Genomic DNA, 21,444 nt, shown 5'->3' with positions numbered 1-21,444 from the left:
CGATGGCGGCCACCCTCAAGAAGTGGGAAGAGGCGTGGAACCGGCTCGCCAAGGCACGGGAGAAACTCCAATCCTTCGAGCGCGACTATCCGATCGTCAGGCACATCCTGATTCTGGACAATATAAAACCCGGCGACACGATAAGTTTCGACAGCGGTCTCCTCGAAGGGCCACCGCCGGTTGAAGTTCGCAAAGCAATTCAGAATTTCGACAAGACGCTGCGACACGAGGACCTCGTGTTTCGAGAACTTCCCGAGCCCGACCAGGCAGTAGCCGCGGCCAAGCGGAAATTCGACTAGCGCGCGGCGACGCTCGAAGTGCCGACGCCATGTTCGTAGACCAGTTCGCCTCCGGTCTTGCCCTGGTAGAGAAGGGCGCCTGCCGCGACTGTCGCCACAACGAGGAAAGCGATTCGCGTTCCTTCGAAACGGCTGGATAACTCGAGCATCACGCGCCACGCGGCAAGAATCAGAAAGACGTACATGAGGTACTGCCCGAGTATCGCGTGAGAGAGGTAAGCCGCGCCGTTCGATGATGCGAGAATCTGCTGCGCGGCGGGCGACATCGTATCCCACAGCCGATCGGCCTCGGCGTCGCCAGTTAAATACGACATGACGCTTGCGGCCGCTCCTCCGATCATCAGCAGAAGCGACGCGCTCGCAAGCTTCTGGCCCCAAACCGCCAGGAAACCCGATTGCCCGCGAGAAAGCCGGATCGCCGCGGCGGAGAAAATTTCCGCGGCGATCCCAAAGGTCAGCAGTGCGATGGTGAAGTGATCGACGATCGGATGAAGGTGATAGGTGCTGACCAATTGCGCGAACATGACGTCACTCTTACTCGACGACGGTTACTTTCATCTTCATGTTGCCGTGGCCGGTGCCGCAGTAGTGGTCGCAGATCACGGTGAAGCTGCCGGCGGTGTCGGGAGTTACGGCGACGTCTTTGGTCGTGTCGTCGGGAATGTCTGTATCGATCTTGAGCGGCTTCGACATGAAGCCGTGCACGCGATCGCTGCTGGTCAGGCGCAGGATTACGGGCTCGCCTTTCTTGATCGTGATCTCACTCGGCGTGAACTCGAACTTTTTCGCCGTGATCTCGATCACCTTCGGGTTGTCCGCCCGAGCCAGGTTGACCTTCGGAGAGAGGACTGCCACCGCGATCCCGCACGCACCCGCCAGCAGAAACGTGTTGACGATCTTGTTTTTGAATATTGTCGTTTTCATTTTCTTACTCATCCTTTGCGTCGTTGTTTCCATGTTTGAGCATCTGATCCATTCCGACCGTCCCCGAGAACTCTGCTGTCGCCAGCGCGACTTCCTCGATCTGCAGATCGTTGCCGTAAGCGTTGCCGTTGACGCGCCTGATTCCGAGGTCCTTGAAGGGGGCAGCCTTGTCGAAGGGCGTCGGCTTTTTCACGGGACTGGTCGCGGGATCCGGGAACGCGAAGATCAACGACCGGGCCGCATACATCTTGGTGGTCCCGGCCTGGTGAAAATTCTCGCGATGAATATGGCCGTAGAGCACCGTCACGTTTTCGTACGGCGCGAGCGCGTTCATCACGTCGTCGCCGTCGCTGGTGAACCATTCCCATTCGGGCTTGAGATCGAACAGCGGACGATGGGTGAAGACGATGATGGGCGTGGTCTTCGGAAAGCGCGCGAGGTCGGATTTCATCCACGCGATCTGCGCGGCGCCCACCTCGGGCCGGCCGGCCGAGACGTTGTCGAGCGCGACGAAGTGCACGCCGCGATGATCGAACGAGTAGTGCGTCGGCCCCATGAATTCGCGGAACATGACGCCACCGTCGAGCGCGGCGTCGTTCTCGCCTGGCACGACTTTGATTTGCGCGCCACCGATTTTGCTCGAGATCTGCTTGAACAGCTTGAAGCGTTTCGCGTGCTCGTCGGACGAGTCGGCGTCGTGAGTCAGATCGCCGGTGACGATGATCAGCTCGGGGCGATTCTTCAGCCCGTTGACGGTAGCGACCGCGCTTTCGAATGCCTGGGTGCCAAGAGGATCAGGCGGTCCGTTGAATCCGACGTGAGTGTCGCTCAGCTGCATGAACGAGAACGGCGCCGGAGCTTCGCCGTTGAGCTCGGCGAGCGTGCGGGTTATTCCCTCAGCGCCGGCGCTGCGCGTGAGGCCCGGGAAGACGCTGTAGAGCGCGCCAATACTGAGCGCGGTGCCCGAGACGCGCAGGAACGATCGACGATCAAATTTCTTTTCCATCAAAATCACCTCGCGCTGATGTGCGCTTTCAGGGAGATGACTCGATGGCGCAGAGAAAATTCCCTCGACTGAGGTTAAAAAATTGTCGGGAATAAAATTGCTGTGTGCGCGGTCTGGGACTATTTGGGGACGATCGGACGCACGGGGGAGTCTATGACGACATCGCTACGCAGCTTTGGCGCAGCGACAATCGATAACTTTTGATGATTTACGATCTTGGAGATGCGGACCGTTTCGTCTGCTACCAGACTGACGACCGGCATCTCTATTCGTGACGGCGCGGAATTGGTGATTCATGTGCAATCGGCGCGATTCCTTTCCGCACGGAACCGCGGCGCTGACGATGTGCTCGCGGACTTTCGTCCATCCGAGCTATGCGGTCACTTCGAGCTCAGATGATTCTCGCTCACGGCGAGCGGGGACGCACCGGGCGCCACCGACGCGAGCCAGTGATCGATTGCCTCGACGGTAAACCGCCAATCGCTGCCGACACGGAACGCGGGCAACTGATTCCTCTTGAGCATCCTGTAAATCGTGGACGGATGCACCCTGAGATAATTGGATACGTCACGTACCGTTAGAACTTTGCCATTGATTTCATCGAATCGATCCATGTGACTCCTCTATCTTACGCGGGTTTTAGTCGATTGTCCCAAGTCTCGGATTTATGAGTCTCCACAGCTCCGAAAAGGGTAAAAGCCCACACGGCGAAACAATTTTTCTGCGGGGGAGGGGGACAGAAAAGGGGCGTCTCGGCCGTGTGGGCGATCTTTTTCCGACAATTTCACTTCCAATCTCTCCGTGGCTAAAGGCGTGAAAAATGACCGCACAAAGCGGTAGTGTGCTGGACGTCCATACTGAAATTCACCTCACGCCATTAAGTACTTTCACATTGCAGGACTCAGCAGGTGAGAGATTATTCCCCGATTGAGGCCCAATGACGGTCGGGAATAAGATTGGTCCGCTCGCGGTCTGAATCTATACGGGGACGGGCGGGCGAAAGAAAAGCGATTGCCTGACGAAGCCAAAGCCGTCGATTTCGACCGCACGTTCCTGCCGCATATGGATGCTGCGTACAACCTCGCGCGATGGCTGGTGCGTGACGAGCACGACGCCCAGGATGTCGTGCAGGAGGCCTACCTGCGCGCCTTCAGGTTTGCCGGTGGATTCCGCGGCGGCGATCCGCGCGCGTGGATTCTTGCGATCGTGCGCAACACCGCATTCACCTGGCTCAGGCGCAACCGCGGTGCCGAGTCGCCGACTGAGTTCGACGAGAAGATCCATGGCGGGTCCAGCGAGGAAGTCGGCCTCGAAGCCGATGCGGTTCGCAAGGCCGATGGCGCGATGATCCGCGCGGCGCTGGATGAGCTGGCGGACGAGTTTCGCGAGGTGATCGTGATGCGCGATATCGAAGGACTTTCGTATAAGGAAATCGCCGACGCGGCCGACGTACCGATTGGGACCGTCATGTCGCGGCTGGCTCGAGCCCGCGGCAAGCTTGCGCGTTCGCTCCAGGAGCGAATCGGCAAGGAGCGATGACGTGAACTGCGACGACGCGCGAATGCTGATGCATGGTCATCTCGACGGCGAACTGGACCTCGCCGACGACCTCGAGGTGCAGCGGCATATCGAGGAATGCCCGCGATGCGCCAGCGAGTACGCCGCCTTGCGCGCGATGCGCACGCGTCTCAAGGACGAAGCGTTTCGGTTCGAGGCGCCGCCGGCGTTGAAGGAAAAGATTCGCCGCGCAATCCCGGCGGCGACGGTATTGCGCTCGAACGGGTATCGGTCGCGGCGCGGAGCATGGGTTCAACGCACGGTTCGATTTGCGGTGCCGATGGCGATTGGCGCGATGCTCGCGCTGATCATCGCGCCACGGACTCTCACTCCTGCGCTCAATCAGCAGCTCGCGAACGAAGTGGTCACCAGCCACGTCCGGTCGCTGATGGCGACGCATCTGATGGACGTCGCCTCGACCGATCAGCACACGGTCAAGCCGTGGTTCAACGGCAAGCTGGATTTCTCGCCACCGGTGACCGATTTCGCGAAAGACGGATTCCCGCTGGTGGGCGGTCGTCTCGACTATATCGACGGGCGACCGGTAGCCGCGCTCATCTATCAGCATGGCAAGCACGTGATCAACGTTTTCATGTGGCCGACCGCCGGCGAGACCACCAGCGCTGAGCGAATCGAGACCGAACACGGATACAACGTCGAGCAAATGACGGTCGCCGGGATGAATTGCTGGGTGGTCTCTGACTTGAATCCGGTCGAGCTCGGCAAGTTCGCCGGCTTGATCCGCGCCAAGGGATGAACGCGGTTTTCCCCGCCCCTTAAACTGCGGATAACTCACGCGTTAACAGGTTGCGCAGTTGGGGCGCTGCTGAAAGAATGCATCGGTTGCCGCCCGCCCATAGAGGTGGCTCCCACCTGCCGATGCGCCGCGTCGAGACTATTTTCATCGTTATAGCGATTGCCTTCTACGCCTGGTTCCTGACTCATTACGGGCCGCGGGAGGTGATTGGCTATGTACGGATGGCGGGATGGGGGCTGGCGCTGACGATTTCGCTGGAGGCGGTTGCGCGCATCGCGAACACGTTTGGCTGGCGCGTCACGATTGAGGACTATCCCCCTGCGCTGAGGTTCTACGAACTATTTGCGGCGCGGATTGGCGGCGAGGCGGTCGACTATGTGACGCCGTCGGCCCAGCTCGGCGGTCAGTTCGTCATGGCGGTGGACGTGCGCGAGAAGTTGCGCATGCCGGTGGCTCTGGCGACGGTGGTCGTCGCGTCGCTGGCCGAAGCGATCGGGCAAATCGTGTTCATGTCGATCGCGCTGGTGATTTCGTTGCGCATCATACCGGTGGCTGCTCATCTGTACTGGGCGATCGTCGGCGGGTTCGCGCTGGCGGTTGCGCTCGCGGGCGGGTTCTTTTTCATCCAGATGAAACGGCCGTTCTCGCATCTATTTCGAGCTGCGACCAAGTTCGACATCGCGCGAATCAACACTGACGAAATCCGCGATTCCGCCGACGAGGCCGATGCGGTCCTGCTGGACTTCTATGCGCGCAATCGCGGACGGTTCGCGGCGTCATGCGTGTGCTACGCGATCGCATGGAGTCTCGGGCCGCTCGAAATCTATATACTGCTGACGCTGCTGCATCAGACGGCGACCTTTCAGACCGCGCTGTTGGTCGAGTCGGTCGGGCTGCTGATCGAGCGCGCGACCTTTCTGATTCCAGGCAAGCTGGTAAGTCAGGAGGGCGGCAAGGCGCTAATCCTGGGGATGTTGGGTTATCCGCCGGGAATCGGCTTTGCAGTCGGGTTTCTGCGGCGTATCAAGGAAATGGTATGGGTGTTGTTCGGGCTATTGGCCCTGATGATACATCGGACGATCATACGGCAGCGCGGCGATATTAAGGGCGCCGCGCCGGCCGGCCGCGACTCTGTGATGAAAATACAACGAGCACAAGGAGAGCAATCGCTATGAGGAAATTAACCGCCCTGGTTGCGGGGATGACGCTCGCAATGACCGCGCTGCCCGCGGCCGCCGGGGTCGTCATAACGCAAAAGCAGCACGTGACCAGCGGCACCAATACCCGCGACTCCGAACAAACGATTTCGGTGCAGGGCAACAAGCAGAAAATGGTGACCGAGCGTCACACGATCATAACCGACCTCGACGCTGGGAAGATGTACGTGCTCGATCCGAACGCGAAGACCTACTTCGAGATTCCGTTTCCGCCCAAGGGCCAGATGGCGACGATGATGGCGGCGAGCACCAACGCGGCAATGAACTTCAAGCGGGCCGGCAGTTCGCGTGAGATCGCCGGCTACAAGTGCACCGACTACAACGGCGGCGGGCACATGATGGCGGGCGACTATACCGTCAAGGAATGCTTCTCGACTTCGGCACCCGGCGCCCAGGAGTTTGCGGCCTTCGAGAAGAATATGGCGGACAAGCTGAAGAACGCGGGCACGGCGGCCGGCACTGGCGAGATACCCGGCGGAGTGCCGCTCGCGCTGGACTCGACGATGAAGATGGGAAAGGTGAACATCCCGGGGATGGCGCCCGATCAGGCGGCCAAGATCAACGAGATGATGGCGAAACGTCCGCCGGTCACGACCAGCACGATGGTCGAGAAGATCGAAACCAAGAAACTGGCCGAATCCGATTTCGCGCTTCCCTCGGGCTTCACCAAGCGAGAACTGCCGGGACCGGGATCTATGATGATGAAGCCGGGCGCAATGAAGCCGCCGCCGCCAGCGGGCGCACCGTCGCCAGCAGCGCATTAGGTTGTTGGTGCTGACTCGCGCCGTCGCGAGTGAGTGAAGATAAGAAAAGAGCGGGGTCCATCAGGGGCCCCGCTCTTGGTTATCAATCGGACGCGAAAACTACATCGAGTCTGATGCCCGCGCCTCGTGCTGCTTCGGCGCGTTGAGCGCGGCGCATGCGTCCCAGATCCATTTCGCGGTCGATAGCTCGTCTTCGGCGAACAGCCGCAGCGCTTCCTTGGTCGAGAGATCTTCCTTCAGCAATGCGGCGAACTCGCAGATCGGTTTGATGGCATCCTCGGGCTTGCCGACGCGCTTGGTGAAATCGAGCAGTTTTTCATTGTCGGGAATCGACGGGTCACCCAGGTAAGCGGTTGCCTTGCGTCCCGCTTCGGTGACCATCGCGCGCGCCTCACCGCCGAGTTCCGCCAACCGCTGCGCGAACACTCGGGAATGATAAGCCTCGCGCTCGGCGACCATGCGAATGCCGGTGCGGATGCAATCTGTAGTGCAGACTTCCGCCCACGCCGAGAATGCTTCGCCGCCACTGGCCTCGCCCGCGCGAACCTTGTCGAGAAAGCTGACGACTGCGGCGCGTTCGGATTTGTAGGTGCGGCCGAACGCCTTGAAGCCACCGCCGCCATTGCCGTTGCCGTTGGTCGGCGCGCCGGCTTCGAGCCACGTCAGCTCGGCCTCGAAGGTGGACTGGGAGATCACTCCGTTTCGGTAGGCCCTAAGCAGTTGTTTGAATTCAAAATCGTAGCTCATTGGGTGTGTCCTCCACCTTGCTTGACCGCTCTCATTCATTAAACGAGCGTTCAGGATGTTGGATCTCAGAGCATAGGGCGACCTTCGCGTTTCTGTCAATTGCGGATTCGCTCACTCGGAGTGCTGGCATCGATGCGAATATTGCCGGATGATTCCCGGTGCTGCGACGACGGGTATATCAGCATCACCATTTCAAAAGATGGCGGGCACGGCCGCCCGCACCACTATCAAGAACGGATTTCTTCGAGGTGCATGCGATGAGCGAAATCAAGCACAGCTTCGTCCGGACCAACGGGATCAAGATGCACGTGGCGGAGACCGGCGACGGCTTTCCGGTGGTGTTTTGCCACGGCTTTCCCGAGATGTGGTACTCGTGGCGGCATCAGATGAAGGCGCTGGCCGAGGCGGGCTTTCGCGCGATCGCACCCGACCAACGCGGCTATGGCGAGACTGAAGCGCCCGCGCCGATCGAAGCGTACACGCAGCGAAAACTGGTCGGCGACATAGTCGGCATGCTCGACGCGCTCGGAATCGGCAAGTGCGTGATCGTCGGTCACGATTGGGGCGGCATGGTCGCGTGGAACACCGCGCTGATGGCGCGCGACAGCGTCGAGCGCGTGATTGGCGTCAATACGCCGTTCATCCCGCGGGCACCGATCAAGCCGACCGAGGCGATGCGCGCGATGGCGGCGGGCGGCTTCCACTACATTCTCTATTTTCAAACGCCGGGAGTGGCGGAGGCGGAACTCGAACGCGACGTCGCTCGATCGCTGCGCGGCTTCTACCAGGATCCGCCGGAAGTCGATCCAACCGGGATTCGTAAGACAGTTCCGGGCGTGTTCGGGGCGGCGGGTGGCGGACTGCTCGATCGATTCGCGGATCGTCCGCATGGAAAGTTTCTCACCGATGGCGACTTCGAGGTCTTTGTGAACGCGTTCAAGAAGAGCGGCTTTCGCGGCGGCCTGAACTGGTATCGATGCATCGATCGGAGCTGGGAGGAAAGCGCCGGTCAGACTGATCGCGTCGAGCAGCCCGCGCTGATGATCACGGCCGAGCGCGATGTCGTGCTGCGACCCGAGATGGCAGAGGGCATGAGCACGTGGGTGCCGAACCTGCGCAAAACCGTGCTGGTCAAAGGCTCGGGACATTGGACGCAGCAGGAGAAACCTGCCGAGGTGAACGAGGCCATTCTGGATTTTCTTTCGGATATGAAGAAGTAGCTCCGCCTATTCGAGCGGTGGCGGCGAGACAGGCTCGCCATTTTTCAAAATCAGGTACTGGCGATCGGGCGCGGCGCAGGCAGTATCGGTCTGCACGATTCGCGCGCCGTCGGGGGCGTACTGCAGGATGTACGACTTGCGAACGCCCGCGGTGACGTTGGGGCCGGTGCGATGCGGCATCAGCGACGAAAAGACGACGGCGCTGCCGGCGCGGACAGGAACGGCGAGCGCTTCGGGGCCGTCCTCTTCGCGGCATACATAACCGAGCTTCGAAGCGCGATGCGCCAGCGTCCCGCGCAGGTGGCCGCCCGGAATCACCCACGGACAACCGTTGTCGAGGGTCGCGTCGTTGAGCGCGATCCAGCAGGTCAGGTACGCCTGCGGCTCGATGTAGGTGTAGCCGTTGTCCTGATGCCACGGGAACGGTTTCGGATATTCGGGCTTCTTGTACACGGCCTGGTCCCAGTAAAGGCGCACGTCGGAGCCGATGACGTCGTGGCAGAGATCCTGGAAGACGCGGCTCGCCGAGAAGTCGCGCAGGACTTTGGAAAGTTTAACCAGATGAACGGTGAAGGTTATTCCGTCGGCCTTTGCGATGCCCATCCGGCCGTCGGGACGCGAGCGCAGGAATTCCTCGGCGCGCACCTCGAAAGGATCGATCGCGTCGCGGACGCGCTCGACGGTCGCGGGATCGATCGCATTCTCGAGCACGAAGAAGCCGCGCTCATCGAACGATCGCGCCTGCTCGTCGGTGATCAAGCGAAATGGCCCGTGCACCGGCGTCCAAGTGAATCCATGGTTGAGCGGATGCAGCGCGGAGATCGAGTCGCTAGTCGTTGAGAGTGCGCTCACTTTCCTTAGCCAAAGTACGATTAGCGGCGCGCACGAGCGCGACCGCTTCCTTCAGATTTGCACGAGTCTGAGCCAATGTACGACCCTGCGCATTTGCTCCGGGCAGTTCCTCGACAAATCCGACGTAGCCACCTCGCACTTTCTTAAATACTGCTGTGAGTATCATTGTTCTGCTTCGCCCGAGTCGTGGGCGATCATATCACGACGCCTTCGCTTTGCGGTGATGCAGGTGGATTCTGCGACCAGTTTGGCGAGGTCGGAAGTCGGTGGCCCGCCCAAGGCGGGCGACTGGAAACCGGAACCGGGTTCGCGTCGCGCGAACCTGTCCGGAGGCCAGAAGCCATGTCCTGCCGCTCGCGTTGCTCGCTTCGTCAGGATGACACGTTCTGGTTTGGCGTCCCCTATGAGATTAGCGCCCATTCACTTCGTGGTGACGCCGGTGGATTCGGCGACCAGTTCGGCGAGGTCGCGGACGCGCATCGTTTCTTCGAGCGAGCGGGATTTCACTGCGTCTTCGAGCATCGTCATGCAGAACGGGCATCCTACGGCGACGCATTTCGGCTTGGCTTCCTGCAATTGATCGAAGCGCTTCTGATTGATGCGGGTGCCCTCGTGTTCCTCTTTCCAGAAGCATCCGCCGCCTGCGCCGCAGCAGAAAGTGCGATTCTTCGACTGCTCGACTTCTGCGATTTCGGCGCCGGGAATTGCGCCGAGCGCGCTGCGGGCGCTGTCCCATTTGCGATTGTGCCGCGCCATGTAGCACGGGTCGTGATAGGTGATGCGCTCGTCGATCTTGCCGCGAGGCTTCAGCCGGCCGGCCTGGATTAGCTCGTCGATAAATTCCGCTTCGTGCAGGACAGTGTAGTTGCCGCCGAAGTCGGGATACTCATTTTTCAGATTGTGAAAACAATGCGGGCATTGAGTGACTATGCGCCGCGGCTTGTAACGATTGAGGGTCTCGACGTTTTGTGCGGCGACTGTGGCATAGAGGTATTCGTTGCCGAGGCGCCGCGCCGGGTCGCCGGTGCAAGTCTCTTCGCGTCCGAGGATGGCAAACTTGACGCCCGCCTGTTTCATCAAGCCCGAGAAGGACTTGCTGACGCGCTGATTGCGCTCGTCGTAGGAGCCGGCGCATCCGACCCAGTACAGCACGTCGATCTCTGACGGATCTTCGAGCTCGGCAATTTCAGGAATCTCGAGTCCATTCGCCCATTCGGCGCGCTTCTCCTGTGCGAGTCCCCACGGATTGCCCTGGTTCTCGATTCCTTTGAAGGCGCCGGTCAGCTCGGTCGGGAATCTCGATTCCATCAGCACGTCGTAACGCCGCATGTCGACGATTCGCTGGATGTGCTCGATACTTACAGGGCATCCCTCTTCGCACCATCCGCAGGTCGTGCATCCCCACACGGCTTCTTCGGTCGCGACCTGCGTGATCATGTCGGGACCGTTCCACGCGGGGGCTTCGGTGCTTTCGCTGCCGTTTTTGCCGTTTGCTTTCGCCGCGAGCAGAAACGGCGCCTTGTCCAACAGATGCTCGCGCTGCTCGATCACCAGATACTTGGGATTCAACACTTTGCCGGTGTTGACGGTGGGGCAGTTGATCGTGCAGCGGCCGCATTCGAGGCACGAGCTCATGTCGAGCAGTTGCTTCCAGGTGTACTGCTCGACTTGCGAGACCCCGAAGGTTTCCGCGGTTTCGAAATCCTTGATTGGCGCCAGACGTCCGCGCGGACCCAGGTTGCGGAAGAAAAGATTCAGCGGCCCGAAAATCAGATGACGCAGCTTGGTGAACGGAAAACAAAACAGCAGCACGAACACGCACAGGACGTGCACCAGCCACAGCCATCGATGGTACGTCGCGCCCGCGCCGAGCCCGCCCTCGATTCGTCCCACGACGCGTCCCACGTAGGCCCATTCGTGGAACGCCGGATGCGCCGCGTTGATCCGCGCGCCCTCGAGCATCAGGCCGGTGACGGCAGCCAGCACCATCATAGTCATCGGGAAGCCATAGCCGAGCCGGTTCTCGAGATTGTCGCGAATTTTCTCGGCGGGCGGTTCGTTCAGCAATGTTGGTTTGCGAAACGCACGCCGCGCACCTTCCATCAGCACGCCGAGAATCAGCAGCAGGAAGAAAGTGTCCATCGCGGCTTTGAAGTAGAGATAGAAGTCGCCGTAGTAGAAATAGAAATCGAGGCCGAACAGATCAAAGAGGTCGCGCAGGTCGCTGTTGATCAGCACGATGGTGGTGCCGATGAACAGTCCGACGAAGGCGACGTAGAACGAGTAATGCATCCAGCCCCAGCTCTCGCGAATCACGTTGCCCTGCCCGAACGAATCGCGAAGTGAGAGCATCAGGCGCTCGAAGGGATGATCGAGGCGATTTTCGGAGACGCCGAGGGTGACGAGGCGATACCATTTCAGGAACGCGTAGACGCATCCGACCATCAGCAAGACGAGCAGCCCGTACATCAGCACGATGAAGGGCGCGGGGATGTTCCACAGGATCTGGCGGGTAACTTGCTCGTTCATTTGCGCTCCATCGGGAAAGCCGGTGTGAAGGTGCCTTGTAACAGACTCTTAAATCAGACCATCGCGGATGAATTCAATCGGTCGCAAAAGTTTGGCGGTGCTTTCGTTTGGAAAGATCGCAAAGTGGCGTGATTCTGACAGATCAAATGGGAGCGAAAGAGCGATTTCATACCATGGGATGTGGTTTTGGGGCGGCCGACCACCACGGGTAGCTTCGTTCCGTCGAAAATTGTTTTTGCAGAAGGCCGCGTTGGCCTGATGTCGGGCGCGAGTTGGGCGAGCGTGAGGCAGCTTGACGGATCGTCCATACCGTATTGGTAGCACGTATATTCGGGCGGGTTCAGGCTGAAAAGTTCATCTCCCCAAAGAAGGATAGAAAATAAGCTGGAGCGTCGTTGTCGGTCGGTCGCAGGAAGCTCACAATCGAAGGCCGTGAACGTGCGAATCACCGACGTTGAAGCGAGCGACCAATCGCTAGTCCAAGCCATCGCAAAGATGCTGGTGGAGGGCTTCAGACGGAACGCACCGGAAGCATTTCCAGACCTCCCCACCGCCATTGCTGAAGTGCGCGAATCATTCGCGCCTGATCGCGTCAGCCGGGTCGCGGTAGACGATCAAGGCAGGGCGGTCGGCTGGATTGGCGGCATCAAACACTACAACGGACACGCGTGGGAGCTTCATCCTCTCGTCGTAAGGCTCGACCAACAACGACGCGGGAATAGGTCGCGCACTGGTACGCGACCTCGAGCAGCGCGTCGTCGCGCTTGGCGGCAGCACCATCTATCTCGGCACCGACGACGAGCAAAGCCAAACTTCGATCGCAGGAATCGATTTGTATCCTGACGTCTGGCAGCACGTTCGAAACATCAGGAACTTTCGCGATCATCCCTACGAGTTCTATCAAAAGATCGGCTTCGTCATCGTGGGAGTGATCCACGACGCCAACGGTGTCGGCAAGCCGGACATTTTCATGGCTAAGCGCGTCGGCTCGATGGCAGCGTTCCGGCAACAGGAATAAGAACCGGGACCGGCTTCGCGTGCGCGAAGCTGTCCGAGATCCTTCCTGCCGCTCGCGTTGCTCACTCTGTCAGGATGACAAATCGGCAAATCGATCTGACAACCTAACCCCTAACCCCTTCCCGAGCGGGAAGGGGGACCGGAATTAAAGAATTGGAGATCAATCGTCGATTGTCAGGCGGTCTTGTTCGACGTCTTCGAACCATGCGGCCAAAGCGTTTGTCATTTGCGAGACGCGGTCGGGGTGTTGCGCGGCCAGGTCGTTGCGTTCGAAGGGGTCGCTTACGATGTCGAAGAGTTGCGCGGGAGGTGGTGGCGGCTTGATGCGGTCGGGCTCGGGGGTATGCACGATGTCGTGGAAATTTTCGGGGTTGTACTTTGACTGGATGTCCATGGCGAGGTCGTCGTTCGATACCATCATCAATTCGCGAATTGCCGGGCGCACCAGTTTCCATCGACCGTCGCGCATCGCGGCGTTGCATTCGGCGTCGGGCGTGTAGCGGTTCCATTGCCAGTAGCGCTCGGTCGGGACCTCGCCATAATCGCCTTGCAGCGTCGGCGTCACGTTGATTCCGTCGAGCAGCAAGTCGCGCGGTGGCTCGGCGCCCGCGAGAGTCAGGAGGGTAGGCATCCAGTCGGTGAAATGAATCATGTCGTGGACCTGGCGGCGGCCGTCGAGCCCGGCGGGCCATCGCATGACCATCGGGAGGCGGATTCCGCCTTCGTACACGAGCGTCTTTGATCCGGCGAAACCGCAATTGAAGCGGTCGGTACACATCTCGCCCTTGCCGCCGAACTGCGGACCGTTGTCGCTCGAGAACATCACCATTGTATTGTCGGTGAGCCCGGAGCGGTCGAGGGCCTCGAGCACTCGCGCAACTCCGCGATCCATACATTCGATCATCCCGTAGATTTGGCTGACGGCGGGCGTGAAGTTGCCGCTGGCGTGGTAGGGCGCGGCGTCAGCCTCGTGCGCTTCGAACGGAAAGTGGGGAGCGTTGTACGCAAGAAAGAGAAAAAACGCGTCGCGACGATGGCGCCGGATGAAGGCTATCGCTTCCTCGGTGAAAACGTCGGTCAGGTAGCGGCCGTCCGCGTGCAAGATCGAGCCGTTGCGATCGAGGTTCCATTGGTAGTACGGCTGCCATCCGCCGGAGAATCCTGCGAACTCTTCGAAGCCGCGACGGTTCGGATGGTAGCGCGAATCGTACGCGCCGTTGTGCCATTTGCCGACGAGGCCGGTCTTATAGCCTGATCGCTTCAGCAGTTCGGCGACGGTCAATTCGCGAAGCGCAAGACGATCGAGCCCGCGCGTTTCGAGCGTATCGAGCACGCCGGTGCGATGCGGATAGCGGCCCGTCATCAGCGAGGCTCGCGCGGGCGCACAAACCGGGGACGCCGAGTAGTGTTGCGTCAGGCAGACTCCCTCGTTCACGAGATGGTCGAGAGTGGGCGTGCGCGAGGCGCCGTAGTTGAAGCATCCGAAGTCGCCATAACCCATGTCGTCGGCGAGGATGAGGATGATGTTCGGGCGCGAGGTCATCGAGTCTCAATCGAATTCGTAGCACAAAAAGAAGCGGGCGGATGTGCCTCGGGCTCCTGACGTGATCGAGCAGTTGCGCGCGGCGGGCGGGTGCGCGATACCTTCAACTACAATCGAGGTTTTTAACATGGCTGAAAATCCAATCAAAGTTCGAGTCGAAGGGGAGATCGCGTATATCGCGCTCAACCGGCCCGAGAAGCGCAATGCGATCAACCAGGCGATGCTCCGCGCGCTGCCAGAGGCGATCGACGAGGTCGATCGTAACGACGTTCGCGCGATCATCATCTACGGCGAAGGGCAGGCGTTCTCGGCGGGGATCGATTTCACCTCGCTCAGCAACGACAGCGGTGCGCAGAGCGGGCAGGGCGGCGGTCCTGACATGCAGCGCTTTCGGCGTTTCGTCGCGGAGTCGCAGGCGTCGTTGAACCGGATCGAGAGTATCGAGAAGCCGGTCATCGGCGCGCTGCACGGATTCGTCGGCGGTCTCGGCCTCGAGCTGGCGCTCGCGTGCGATGCGCGAATCGCGTCGGTGGGCGCGCGGCTCGGGATGCCGGAGGTGCGCATCGGCCTGGTGCCCGACGTCGGTGGCACCACGCGCCTGACGCGCACGGTCGGCTACGCGCGCTCGAAGGAACTGATCATGACGGCGCGGATGATCGAGGCGGCCGACGCTGAAAAGATCGGGCTGGTGAATCGCGTCGTCGCGGAGGGGACGCATCTCGAGGCGGCCGAAGAGCTTGCGCGCGAGATGGCGCGTAACGCGCCGCTGGCAGTTGGACTCGCGAAGCGGATCATCGACAAGGGTCACGGCCTCGACAAGATGACGTTCCAGGAGCTCGAGGTGCTCGCGCAGAGCTCGTTGCTAATGACGGAGGATTTTCGCGAGGGTGCGACTGCCCTGGCGCAGCGGCGCGAGCCGCGCTTCAAGGGGCGCTGACGCGAATCTCGAAGCTCGCCTCGAAAGTCTGGCCGGGTGCGAGTGATCGCATCCCGGCCGCGACACCACGAGCCGCTAGATTGAAGGCGTCGGGCGCGCAGGTATACGGCTCGAGCGCGACGACGGGATTGTTCGGCGGCGCGAAGACCACGAACTCGCCGAACACGGCGTCAGCGCGAACTTCCACCGCAATCTTCATCGACGGATCGATTAGCCGCGCGCGCGCCATCGACGGGTCGTCCGTCGAGACAGGCGCCATGCGGAAAACGTCATCGTAAGTATCAGTTCCAATCGCACGCGGCGCGCGAAGATCGAACCTGCCTGACAGCGGCTCGAGGCTACCAGTCGGAACGAGGCGCGAGTCGAGTGCCCATTGAGCGTCGGCGTCGAGCTGAATCAGCATCGCATCGCGCGAGCCCTTGGGGTTCAGCGGCGCGCGAAAGTACGGATGCGCGCCGAATCCGAATGGCATGACCGAGTCGCCGGTGTTGGTAATGCGCGCCTTCAATCTCAGTCCATTACCTACTTGGTAGTCTATTTCGAGCGTGAACGGCCACGGCCAGATAGCATTGAGATCCGAATAGTCAGAAGAATCGAGAATCGCGGTGACGAAGTAGGGTCCGCGACGTGTCACACGAAACGCACGTTCGCACGCGAAGCCGTGAATCGCGTTGCCGCGCGCGGGCTCGTTCACCGGCAGCCGGTATTCGCGGCCCTCGAAGGTGAAGCGTGCGCCGGCGATACGGCTGGGCCAGGGAAAGAGAATTGGAATGCCGCCGCGATGCGGATGCTCGCGCCATGCGTCGGGACTGGCAGGGCCCGCGATGACGTCGAGCGTCCCGGCGCGATAACTGAGACACTGGCACCCGGCGCCCGGCACGATAACCGCGCGCTCGCTCTGAACTTCAAGCGTGATCAATTCCACAGTTATGATTTAGCGCTACGAACGAACAGACGCGAGGGTTCGGCCCGAAAATCGGGCGTACCTCAAGTGGGCTGAGTATATTTTGCCCGGCGACGAGAGGGCGAACTACAATCGCGGGACTATTCCGAATAGGAACTGACTAATGATCGCGTCCGCCGCCGCCGCGACGTTCGCCACCGCCGCCACCGGCACCGCCGCTGCGCGCCTGTGCCTCGTTGACGCGAATCGGGCGGCCCTTGATGTCGCGGCCGTTCAGTTTCTTGATTGCGCCTTCGGCCGCCTCATCGGTTCCCATCTCGACGAAACCGAATCCTCGCGAGCGGTTGGTGGCGCGGTCGATGATGACTTGCGAGCTGTCCACCTTTCCTGCTTCTGAAAATACGTCGAGCAGATCCTGGTCGGTCACAGTCCAAGCCAGATTCCCAACATACAGTCTGCGGCCCATTACCCCTCTCCTTGCGCGCAACCCCGAGTGTCTCGAGGCGTCCAGCATTTGCCTATACCAAGAGCGCGCATCTAGTCAAAATCCGACATGCTTATACCATCGTACCAAGCGCAAACATAGTGCTGTTTTCGTCAAATTCCCTGCTTTTTGTTTGCCGATTTGCCCAAATGTTTAGGTGTGATACCGCGAGCATTTTGCTCTCTGGTTGATTCTAAAATCGTTTTAGCGTCCGAGGTCAGCATTAGGATTTCGGCTAGCACCATCACACCAGGGCTGTATGACTCGTCGCACAACATGCTGACTTGCGAGAGTCGCGCGATAGATTGCCATCGAACGACGCTTGTTCTGATGGATAAGTTTCGATGATGTTCGCCGTGAAGATGAGAAACATCGGGGCGTCGATCGTTGCGAACCGGTTGACGCGTCAAATCACTTTGATAACTGAGAAAACTTTTGAGCGTGTGACTATCTGGGTGCACAAATCAACATCAATTCAAAACACTATCGGCTATATCCAGTTGGCTGATGTTGATAGTAGACAAACTGACTTTGATACTTGTAGGTATGGGATTAATTGTGTATCTTCCAATTTGATTTGTACTGGTCACTTCCGGGAAAGGAGATAGCTATATGCCTCGCAAAGATACTACTCGCGGAGCCGCATCAGCCTTCCAGCAAGTGCAGCGGCAAGCGCGCACCTTGTTACTCAATCTACGCAAGGAGATCCGTCTGAAGGAATCGGCACTGAGTAAACTGAAACAAGAGGAAGCGCGACTCGGATCGTTGATCGGTAGAGTGGGCGGTTCGGCAAAGTCGGTCAGCAGCGGACCGACCGGCCGGGTCAATTGGCGCGCAGTGCTTTCGGCACTTCCCAAGCAATTCAAAGCGGCCGACGTGCGCAACGTGCGGGGACTCAAAGGGAAGCGGCCGTCGGAGATTTTTGCGGCGATTACGCGATGGATCGATGCCGGCGCGGCAAAACGAAAAGCGCGGGGAGTATACGAAAAAGTTTAATTGAAGATTCGCGCGAGCCGGCCACAATGCGGTATCGTGCGATCGAAGCTAGTTGAGCGGCGCGGCGAATATCAGCAGCGCCGTTTTCTATTCCTCAAAACAATGCAGAGTTTGAAACCTCACGCGCGAGCGAAAAAGTCAGACGACATGGCTGTGATGACTATTGAATGGCGGGCGGATACCGTTCGCATGATCGATCAGCGCCTGCTCCCGGCGCGCGAGGTGATTCGAACCTATCGCGACTACCGCGGCGTCGCCGAAGCAATCCGCACGATGGTGATTCGCGGCGCGCCCGCGATAGGAGTCGCAGCCGCGATGGGGGTCGCACTAGGAATCAAAGGCACCGCGGGCGCGAAGGCGAAAAAACGCTTCGAGGTCGTCGCGAAGGCTCTCAAAGCCACTCGGCCAACTGCAGTAAACCTGGCATGGGCCGTGGATCGGATGGAACGGGTGCTCGAAGAGAGCGATTCGCTGGATGCGGCAGAACTGTTTGGGCGCATGCGCGCGGAAGCGATCGCGATATACACGGAGGACGTGGCGGCGAATCGCGCGATGGGTCAGTTCGGCGCCGAACTCATCGGAGACCCGGCCACTGTGCTGACACATTGCAACGCCGGCGCGCTCGCGACGGCTGGATACGGCACGGCACTCGGAGTGGTCCGCGCAGCGCGCGACGCCGGCAAAAAGATCCAGGTGTTCGCCGACGAGACGCGGCCATTTTTGCAGGGCTCGCGCCTGACCGCATGGGAACTGCACAAGGATCGAATACCGGTGACGGTAATCGCCGACAACATGGCGGCGACGGTGCTCTCGCAACATAAGATTGATTGCGTGGTGGTAGGGACAGATCGCACCGCAGCTAACGGCGACGTGGCGAACAAAATCGGCACCTACCCGCTCGCGGTAATGGCACGGAGGCATGGCGTCCCGTTTTACGTCGCGGCGCCGCTGTCGTCGATCGACTTGGACTGTCCCGACGGCGCGTCGATTCCGATTGAAGAGCGCTCGGGCCGCGAGCTTACTGAGTACGGCGGCAAGCAGATCGCACCCAAGGGCGTCCGCACTTTCAATCCCGCGTTCGATGTCACGCCGGCCGAGTTGGTAACGGCAATTATCACCGAGCGCGGCGTCGCATATCCGCCTTACACGGAAAGTTTGCGCGCGCTCAAGAGCAGACGCTGATCGACTGACTATTCCTCGAAGTGGTCGAGATACTCAGAAAGCCCATAGCCTATCTTGCCGTCCCAGTTCCACTCGGTCATACCTTCCGCGATGCGAGTGACTATACCGGCGCGACGGTTGCGCAACGGGATCATAGATAGCACCTTACCCGTTATGACTATTGGCGCTCCGCCATCGGAGGTCTGACAGACCGCTTTGATCTTGTCGTGGAGCTGCTGATCGCCGGCGAATTCGGTTTGCACATCGACCTTTACGATATTGAGAAAGGGCTTGCCTTTGCGCGCAATGAACCCGCCCGGGCGTTCGCTACCATCGCGATTCACGGTGATCGTCGCCATACCACCGAGATCCTGGTCGAAGTTCATCGTGAGCCATCGATAGAACTTCGGCGCCTGCCAATAGCGCGGTCCCCAACTGTGGTCGCGCAGACCGAGCGCATCAATTTTGAACTCGCGCTCGTTGCCGTCAGTCGAGAGAAGAAGTTTTCCGGTTGCGTGTCCGAGCTGCTCGAGGTGACCCTTGGCGAACTGAGCCTCGGGGTCGCCGGATGGCTTAGGCGAGATCCACTGATCTCCGCTCTTCTCGCGCAATTCGCCGCCCCAACCGGGAGAAGTCGCGACATAGTCAATCTCAAGCGCGGCTTTCGAGTATGGATTGGTCTTGAACGCCTTGGCTGGATCGGCCATCTCTAGCGGATTCTTGAGAACGCAAAGTTTGCCGTGATAGGTGACGCGATGGTGCTGGAACGGTTTGATCACCTCGAATTTTGCGCCACCCGCATTGTGAGCGTCATTGTTCGTGATCTCAGGCCGCTGGAACATGAAGCCGACGGTTCCATCCGGTAGGTAGATGCACGCGGTCATCTCCGCGTAACCTTCGTTCGCGCGATTACCCAGTCGGATAAAACCGCCCAGACGCTGAGTGCGATCGTAAAAATTATAATATGCACTTTCGTTGAAATTGGACTCGCCGGTGTTCGGATGCATCAGGTCGTCCTGCTCGAGCAGTACCACTTTGGTTTCAGGCATTAGTCAGATCTCCTTTTTGGAGTTGCGAATGGCCAGGTCGTTTTCGAGGTAGCGAGGATTCGCGATACGCAGTTTATCCTCGACGCTCTGGCGCACAACCGCAAGCACGTCGCGGCGCCAGTCGCCGTCGTCAGCCTCGCCGGCGCGAATTTTCGAAGTCAGTTCTTCGCCCATGCTGACAGCAGCAGCGCACAGATCGTTGAGGCTATGCAGATGCGGCGCATCGTGGCCGAGCAGATGTGCCAAGGCTTTCACCTCGCTCCGAACCAACCGATCTTCGAGCTTTATTTCGCGCGCTACGACGCGCATCACATTGGCGACTACTCGGGCCTGGAATTGGCGCGCGCCCTGCACTGCAGGCACGAGTTCGCTCTCGACGAAGTCGGCGGCCGCTTCGAGCAGTTCAATTGAAGTCGGTCGGTCCTGCATATTGATTACTCACTTGATTACCATGTCTCTATTCAATGAGATTCAGCAACTCCAATTCAGTTTCGGCCGTTCGCCGTCCGATACTAGCCAGTTCGACGCTCTTCACGAATCCGTCGATATGAGTTCGGGCCTGGCTGATGGTGATTATGCCCCAGCGCAAATTGCCGAAGACTTCCCAGAAGCGCGCCGCTTCAGGATCGACTGCGGTGCCGCTGGCTTTTTCGTAAGCGCGAAAGAAATCCTCGCGAGTGCCGAGTCCGCCGACCGGTTTCTGATCGTTGCCGAACCGCCATGCACGCACGCACATCCATCCGACGTCCTCCATCGGATCGCCGAGATGTGCCAACTCCCAATCGAGGATTGATCGCACGCCTTCGGGACCGAAAATGACATTGCCGATTCGGTAGTCGCCATGCACCAGCGTCTTTCGCGGAGTCCTTGGAATGCGCTTCAGGAGCCATCGGAAAGCCAGCTCGAACGCCGGATGAGGTTCGAGCGCGAGGCGTCGAAAGTTTTCCTCGTAGCGTTTGACCTCGGTCAGCGCCGCGTTGTCGCCCGGCTCCGGCAGGAAGTCGAGCTTGTGTTTAACGGGATCGATCCGATGAATCTTCGCAAGAATGTCGGCGAGCTGAGTGGGCATCACGTCGCGCGCGCGTGCATAGGCGTCGTCGCGTAGCAGTCGGCGCGCGATAGTCTCACCATCGACGCGTTCCATGATGAAAAAAGCGGAGCCAAGCACGGCCGGATCTTCGGAAACCCAGAACACCTCGGGGACAGGAATGCGTTCTTCGAAAGCTGCGCGAATCACCATGAACTCGTGACGGCGATTGGTCGAGATGTTGTGGGCGCCGGGATCGCGCCGCAACACCATCGCGCGCCGAATAGTTTCGCCGCCCCGATCCATCGCGCAATCGAATGACCAGATCTCGCGCGACGCGCCGCCGGGCATCTTGCGGAAGTTCTCGATCGCGACGTTATCGAAGCGGCCTTCAGTGCGAATGAAGCCGGTCAGGCGCTGGACTATTTCTGCGGGTTCGATTCTCTCCACTACC

General features: G+C 59.8%; 24 protein-coding genes. 10 read left to right on the top strand and 14 right to left on the bottom strand.

The features are described from left to right. Positions 1-2 precede the first annotated feature (2 nt). Positions 3-299, top strand: a complete 297-nt coding sequence (locus WB650_RS13585) for a hypothetical protein (protein WP_422307327.1) — start codon at positions 3-5, stop codon at positions 297-299. On the opposite strand, the gene WB650_RS13580 is transcribed toward WB650_RS13585, so the two are convergent. The 4 genes from WB650_RS13580 to WB650_RS13565 form a co-directional block, all read right to left on the bottom strand. Then, positions 296-823, bottom strand: a complete 528-nt coding sequence (locus WB650_RS13580) for a DUF2231 domain-containing protein (protein ID WP_422307329.1) — start codon at positions 821-823, stop codon at positions 296-298. The two genes, WB650_RS13585 and WB650_RS13580, sit on opposite strands and share 4 nt — an antisense overlap. A 10-nt stretch (positions 824-833) precedes the next feature. Continuing rightward, positions 834-1,223: a cupredoxin domain-containing protein gene (locus tag WB650_RS13575; protein ID WP_422307331.1), complete on the bottom strand. Its 390-nt coding sequence runs from the start codon at positions 1,221-1,223 to the stop codon at positions 834-836. A 4-nt stretch (positions 1,224-1,227) separates the two neighbouring features. Next, positions 1,228-2,229, bottom strand: coding sequence for a metallophosphoesterase family protein (locus tag WB650_RS13570; RefSeq protein ID WP_422307333.1), 1,002 nt, complete (start codon positions 2,227-2,229; stop codon positions 1,228-1,230). A 380-nt stretch (positions 2,230-2,609) separates the two neighbouring features. Then, positions 2,610-2,843 carry a helix-turn-helix domain-containing protein gene (locus WB650_RS13565; protein ID WP_422307334.1) on the bottom strand — a complete coding sequence of 78 codons (234 nt, stop codon included), beginning with the start codon at positions 2,841-2,843 and terminating at the stop codon, positions 2,610-2,612. A 397-nt stretch (positions 2,844-3,240) separates the two neighbouring features. On the opposite strand from WB650_RS13565, the gene WB650_RS13560 reads away from it, so the two are divergent. From WB650_RS13560 to WB650_RS13545, 4 genes are all read left to right on the top strand, one after another. Further along, a complete protein-coding gene (locus WB650_RS13560) occupies positions 3,241-3,768 on the top strand; it encodes a sigma-70 family RNA polymerase sigma factor (protein WP_422307336.1) in 528 nt (175 codons plus the stop codon). Position 3,769: 1 nt separating this feature from the next. Continuing rightward, the gene (locus WB650_RS13555) at positions 3,770-4,543 is read left to right on the top strand and encodes an anti-sigma factor family protein (protein ID WP_423960823.1); all 774 of its coding nucleotides are present in this window, start codon (positions 3,770-3,772) and stop codon (positions 4,541-4,543) included. A gap of 86 nt (positions 4,544-4,629) precedes the next feature. After that, complete coding sequence (locus WB650_RS13550; RefSeq protein WP_423960821.1) at positions 4,630-5,718, top strand: lysylphosphatidylglycerol synthase domain-containing protein; 1,089 nt, start codon at positions 4,630-4,632, stop codon at positions 5,716-5,718. Beyond that, on the top strand, positions 5,715-6,524 hold the full coding sequence (locus WB650_RS13545; protein WP_422304550.1) for a DUF4412 domain-containing protein: 810 nt from the start codon (positions 5,715-5,717) through the stop codon (positions 6,522-6,524). The genes WB650_RS13550 and WB650_RS13545 overlap by 4 nt, the downstream gene beginning before the upstream one ends. A 99-nt stretch (positions 6,525-6,623) precedes the next feature. On the opposite strand, the gene WB650_RS13540 is transcribed toward WB650_RS13545, so the two are convergent. Beyond that, on the bottom strand, positions 6,624-7,271 hold the full coding sequence (locus WB650_RS13540; protein WP_422304548.1) for a hypothetical protein: 648 nt from the start codon (positions 7,269-7,271) through the stop codon (positions 6,624-6,626). Positions 7,272-7,528: 257 nt separating this feature from the next. Here WB650_RS13540 and WB650_RS13535 point away from each other — a divergent pair, with 257 nt between their 5' ends. Beyond that, entirely contained in the window at positions 7,529-8,491 is a 963-nt protein-coding gene (locus tag WB650_RS13535; RefSeq protein WP_422304546.1) for an alpha/beta fold hydrolase, read from the top strand. Positions 8,492-8,497: 6 nt separating this feature from the next. Here the strand turns inward: WB650_RS13535 and WB650_RS13530 are convergent, their stop codons facing one another. From WB650_RS13530 to WB650_RS13520, 3 genes are all read right to left on the bottom strand, one after another. Then, positions 8,498-9,343 carry a phytanoyl-CoA dioxygenase family protein gene (locus tag WB650_RS13530; RefSeq protein WP_422304544.1) on the bottom strand — a complete coding sequence of 282 codons (846 nt, stop codon included), beginning with the start codon at positions 9,341-9,343 and terminating at the stop codon, positions 8,498-8,500. Then, on the bottom strand, positions 9,321-9,509 hold the full coding sequence (locus WB650_RS13525; protein ID WP_422304543.1) for a type II toxin-antitoxin system HicB family antitoxin: 189 nt from the start codon (positions 9,507-9,509) through the stop codon (positions 9,321-9,323). Before WB650_RS13525 ends, WB650_RS13530 begins: the two co-directional genes overlap by 23 nt. A gap of 254 nt (positions 9,510-9,763) precedes the next feature. Beyond that, positions 9,764-11,872: a heterodisulfide reductase-related iron-sulfur binding cluster gene (locus WB650_RS13520; protein WP_422304541.1), complete on the bottom strand. Its 2,109-nt coding sequence runs from the start codon at positions 11,870-11,872 to the stop codon at positions 9,764-9,766. Between the two features lie 832 nt (positions 11,873-12,704). On the opposite strand from WB650_RS13520, the gene WB650_RS13515 reads away from it, so the two are divergent. Continuing rightward, a complete protein-coding gene (locus WB650_RS13515; RefSeq protein WP_422304539.1) occupies positions 12,705-12,890 on the top strand; it encodes a hypothetical protein in 186 nt (61 codons plus the stop codon). A gap of 159 nt (positions 12,891-13,049) precedes the next feature. Here WB650_RS13515 and WB650_RS13510 read toward each other — a convergent pair whose 3' ends face one another. Then, entirely contained in the window at positions 13,050-14,432 is a 1,383-nt protein-coding gene (locus WB650_RS13510) for a sulfatase-like hydrolase/transferase (protein WP_422304537.1), read from the bottom strand. A gap of 127 nt (positions 14,433-14,559) precedes the next feature. Between WB650_RS13510 and WB650_RS13505 the strand changes: the two genes are divergently transcribed. After that, positions 14,560-15,369, top strand: coding sequence for an enoyl-CoA hydratase/isomerase family protein (locus tag WB650_RS13505; RefSeq protein ID WP_423960819.1), 810 nt, complete (start codon positions 14,560-14,562; stop codon positions 15,367-15,369). Here the strand turns inward: WB650_RS13505 and WB650_RS13500 are convergent. Then, complete coding sequence (locus tag WB650_RS13500; protein ID WP_422304533.1) at positions 15,356-16,294, bottom strand: aldose 1-epimerase; 939 nt, start codon at positions 16,292-16,294, stop codon at positions 15,356-15,358. The two genes, WB650_RS13505 and WB650_RS13500, sit on opposite strands and share 14 nt — an antisense overlap. A gap of 139 nt (positions 16,295-16,433) precedes the next feature. Beyond that, complete coding sequence (locus tag WB650_RS13495) at positions 16,434-16,739, bottom strand: RNA recognition motif domain-containing protein (protein ID WP_422304531.1); 306 nt, start codon at positions 16,737-16,739, stop codon at positions 16,434-16,436. A gap of 630 nt (positions 16,740-17,369) precedes the next feature. Here WB650_RS13495 and WB650_RS13490 point away from each other — a divergent pair. Both WB650_RS13490 and mtnA read left to right on the top strand, forming a co-directional pair. Then, on the top strand, positions 17,370-17,753 hold the full coding sequence (locus WB650_RS13490) for a hypothetical protein (protein WP_423960816.1): 384 nt from the start codon (positions 17,370-17,372) through the stop codon (positions 17,751-17,753). Positions 17,754-17,900: 147 nt separating this feature from the next. Beyond that, positions 17,901-18,935 carry an S-methyl-5-thioribose-1-phosphate isomerase gene (gene mtnA / locus WB650_RS13485; RefSeq protein WP_422303676.1) on the top strand — a complete coding sequence of 345 codons (1,035 nt, stop codon included), beginning with the start codon at positions 17,901-17,903 and terminating at the stop codon, positions 18,933-18,935. 8 nt (positions 18,936-18,943) lie between these two features. Here mtnA and WB650_RS13480 read toward each other — a convergent pair whose 3' ends face one another. Genes WB650_RS13480 through WB650_RS13470 form a run of 3 tightly spaced genes read right to left on the bottom strand, consistent with a single transcriptional unit; the run spans position 18,944 to position 21,440 of the window. Next, entirely contained in the window at positions 18,944-19,963 is a 1,020-nt protein-coding gene (locus WB650_RS13480) for a DUF7064 domain-containing protein (protein ID WP_422303675.1), read from the bottom strand. Between the two features lie 3 nt (positions 19,964-19,966). Then, positions 19,967-20,392, bottom strand: coding sequence for a DUF6285 domain-containing protein (locus WB650_RS13475; RefSeq protein WP_422303674.1), 426 nt, complete (start codon positions 20,390-20,392; stop codon positions 19,967-19,969). A 28-nt stretch (positions 20,393-20,420) separates the two neighbouring features. Beyond that, entirely contained in the window at positions 20,421-21,440 is a 1,020-nt protein-coding gene (locus WB650_RS13470) for a phosphotransferase family protein (RefSeq protein ID WP_422303673.1), read from the bottom strand. Between the last annotated feature and the right edge of the window lie 4 nt (positions 21,441-21,444).

It is taken from the genome of Binatus sp. (SeqCode) (assembly GCF_049584895.1).
In the GTDB taxonomy this organism is placed as follows: Bacteria; Desulfobacterota; Binatia; order Binatales; family Binataceae; genus Binatus.
Note: the sequence above shows the minus strand (reverse complement) of the source record. Positions and strands in the feature narration are given on the sequence as shown.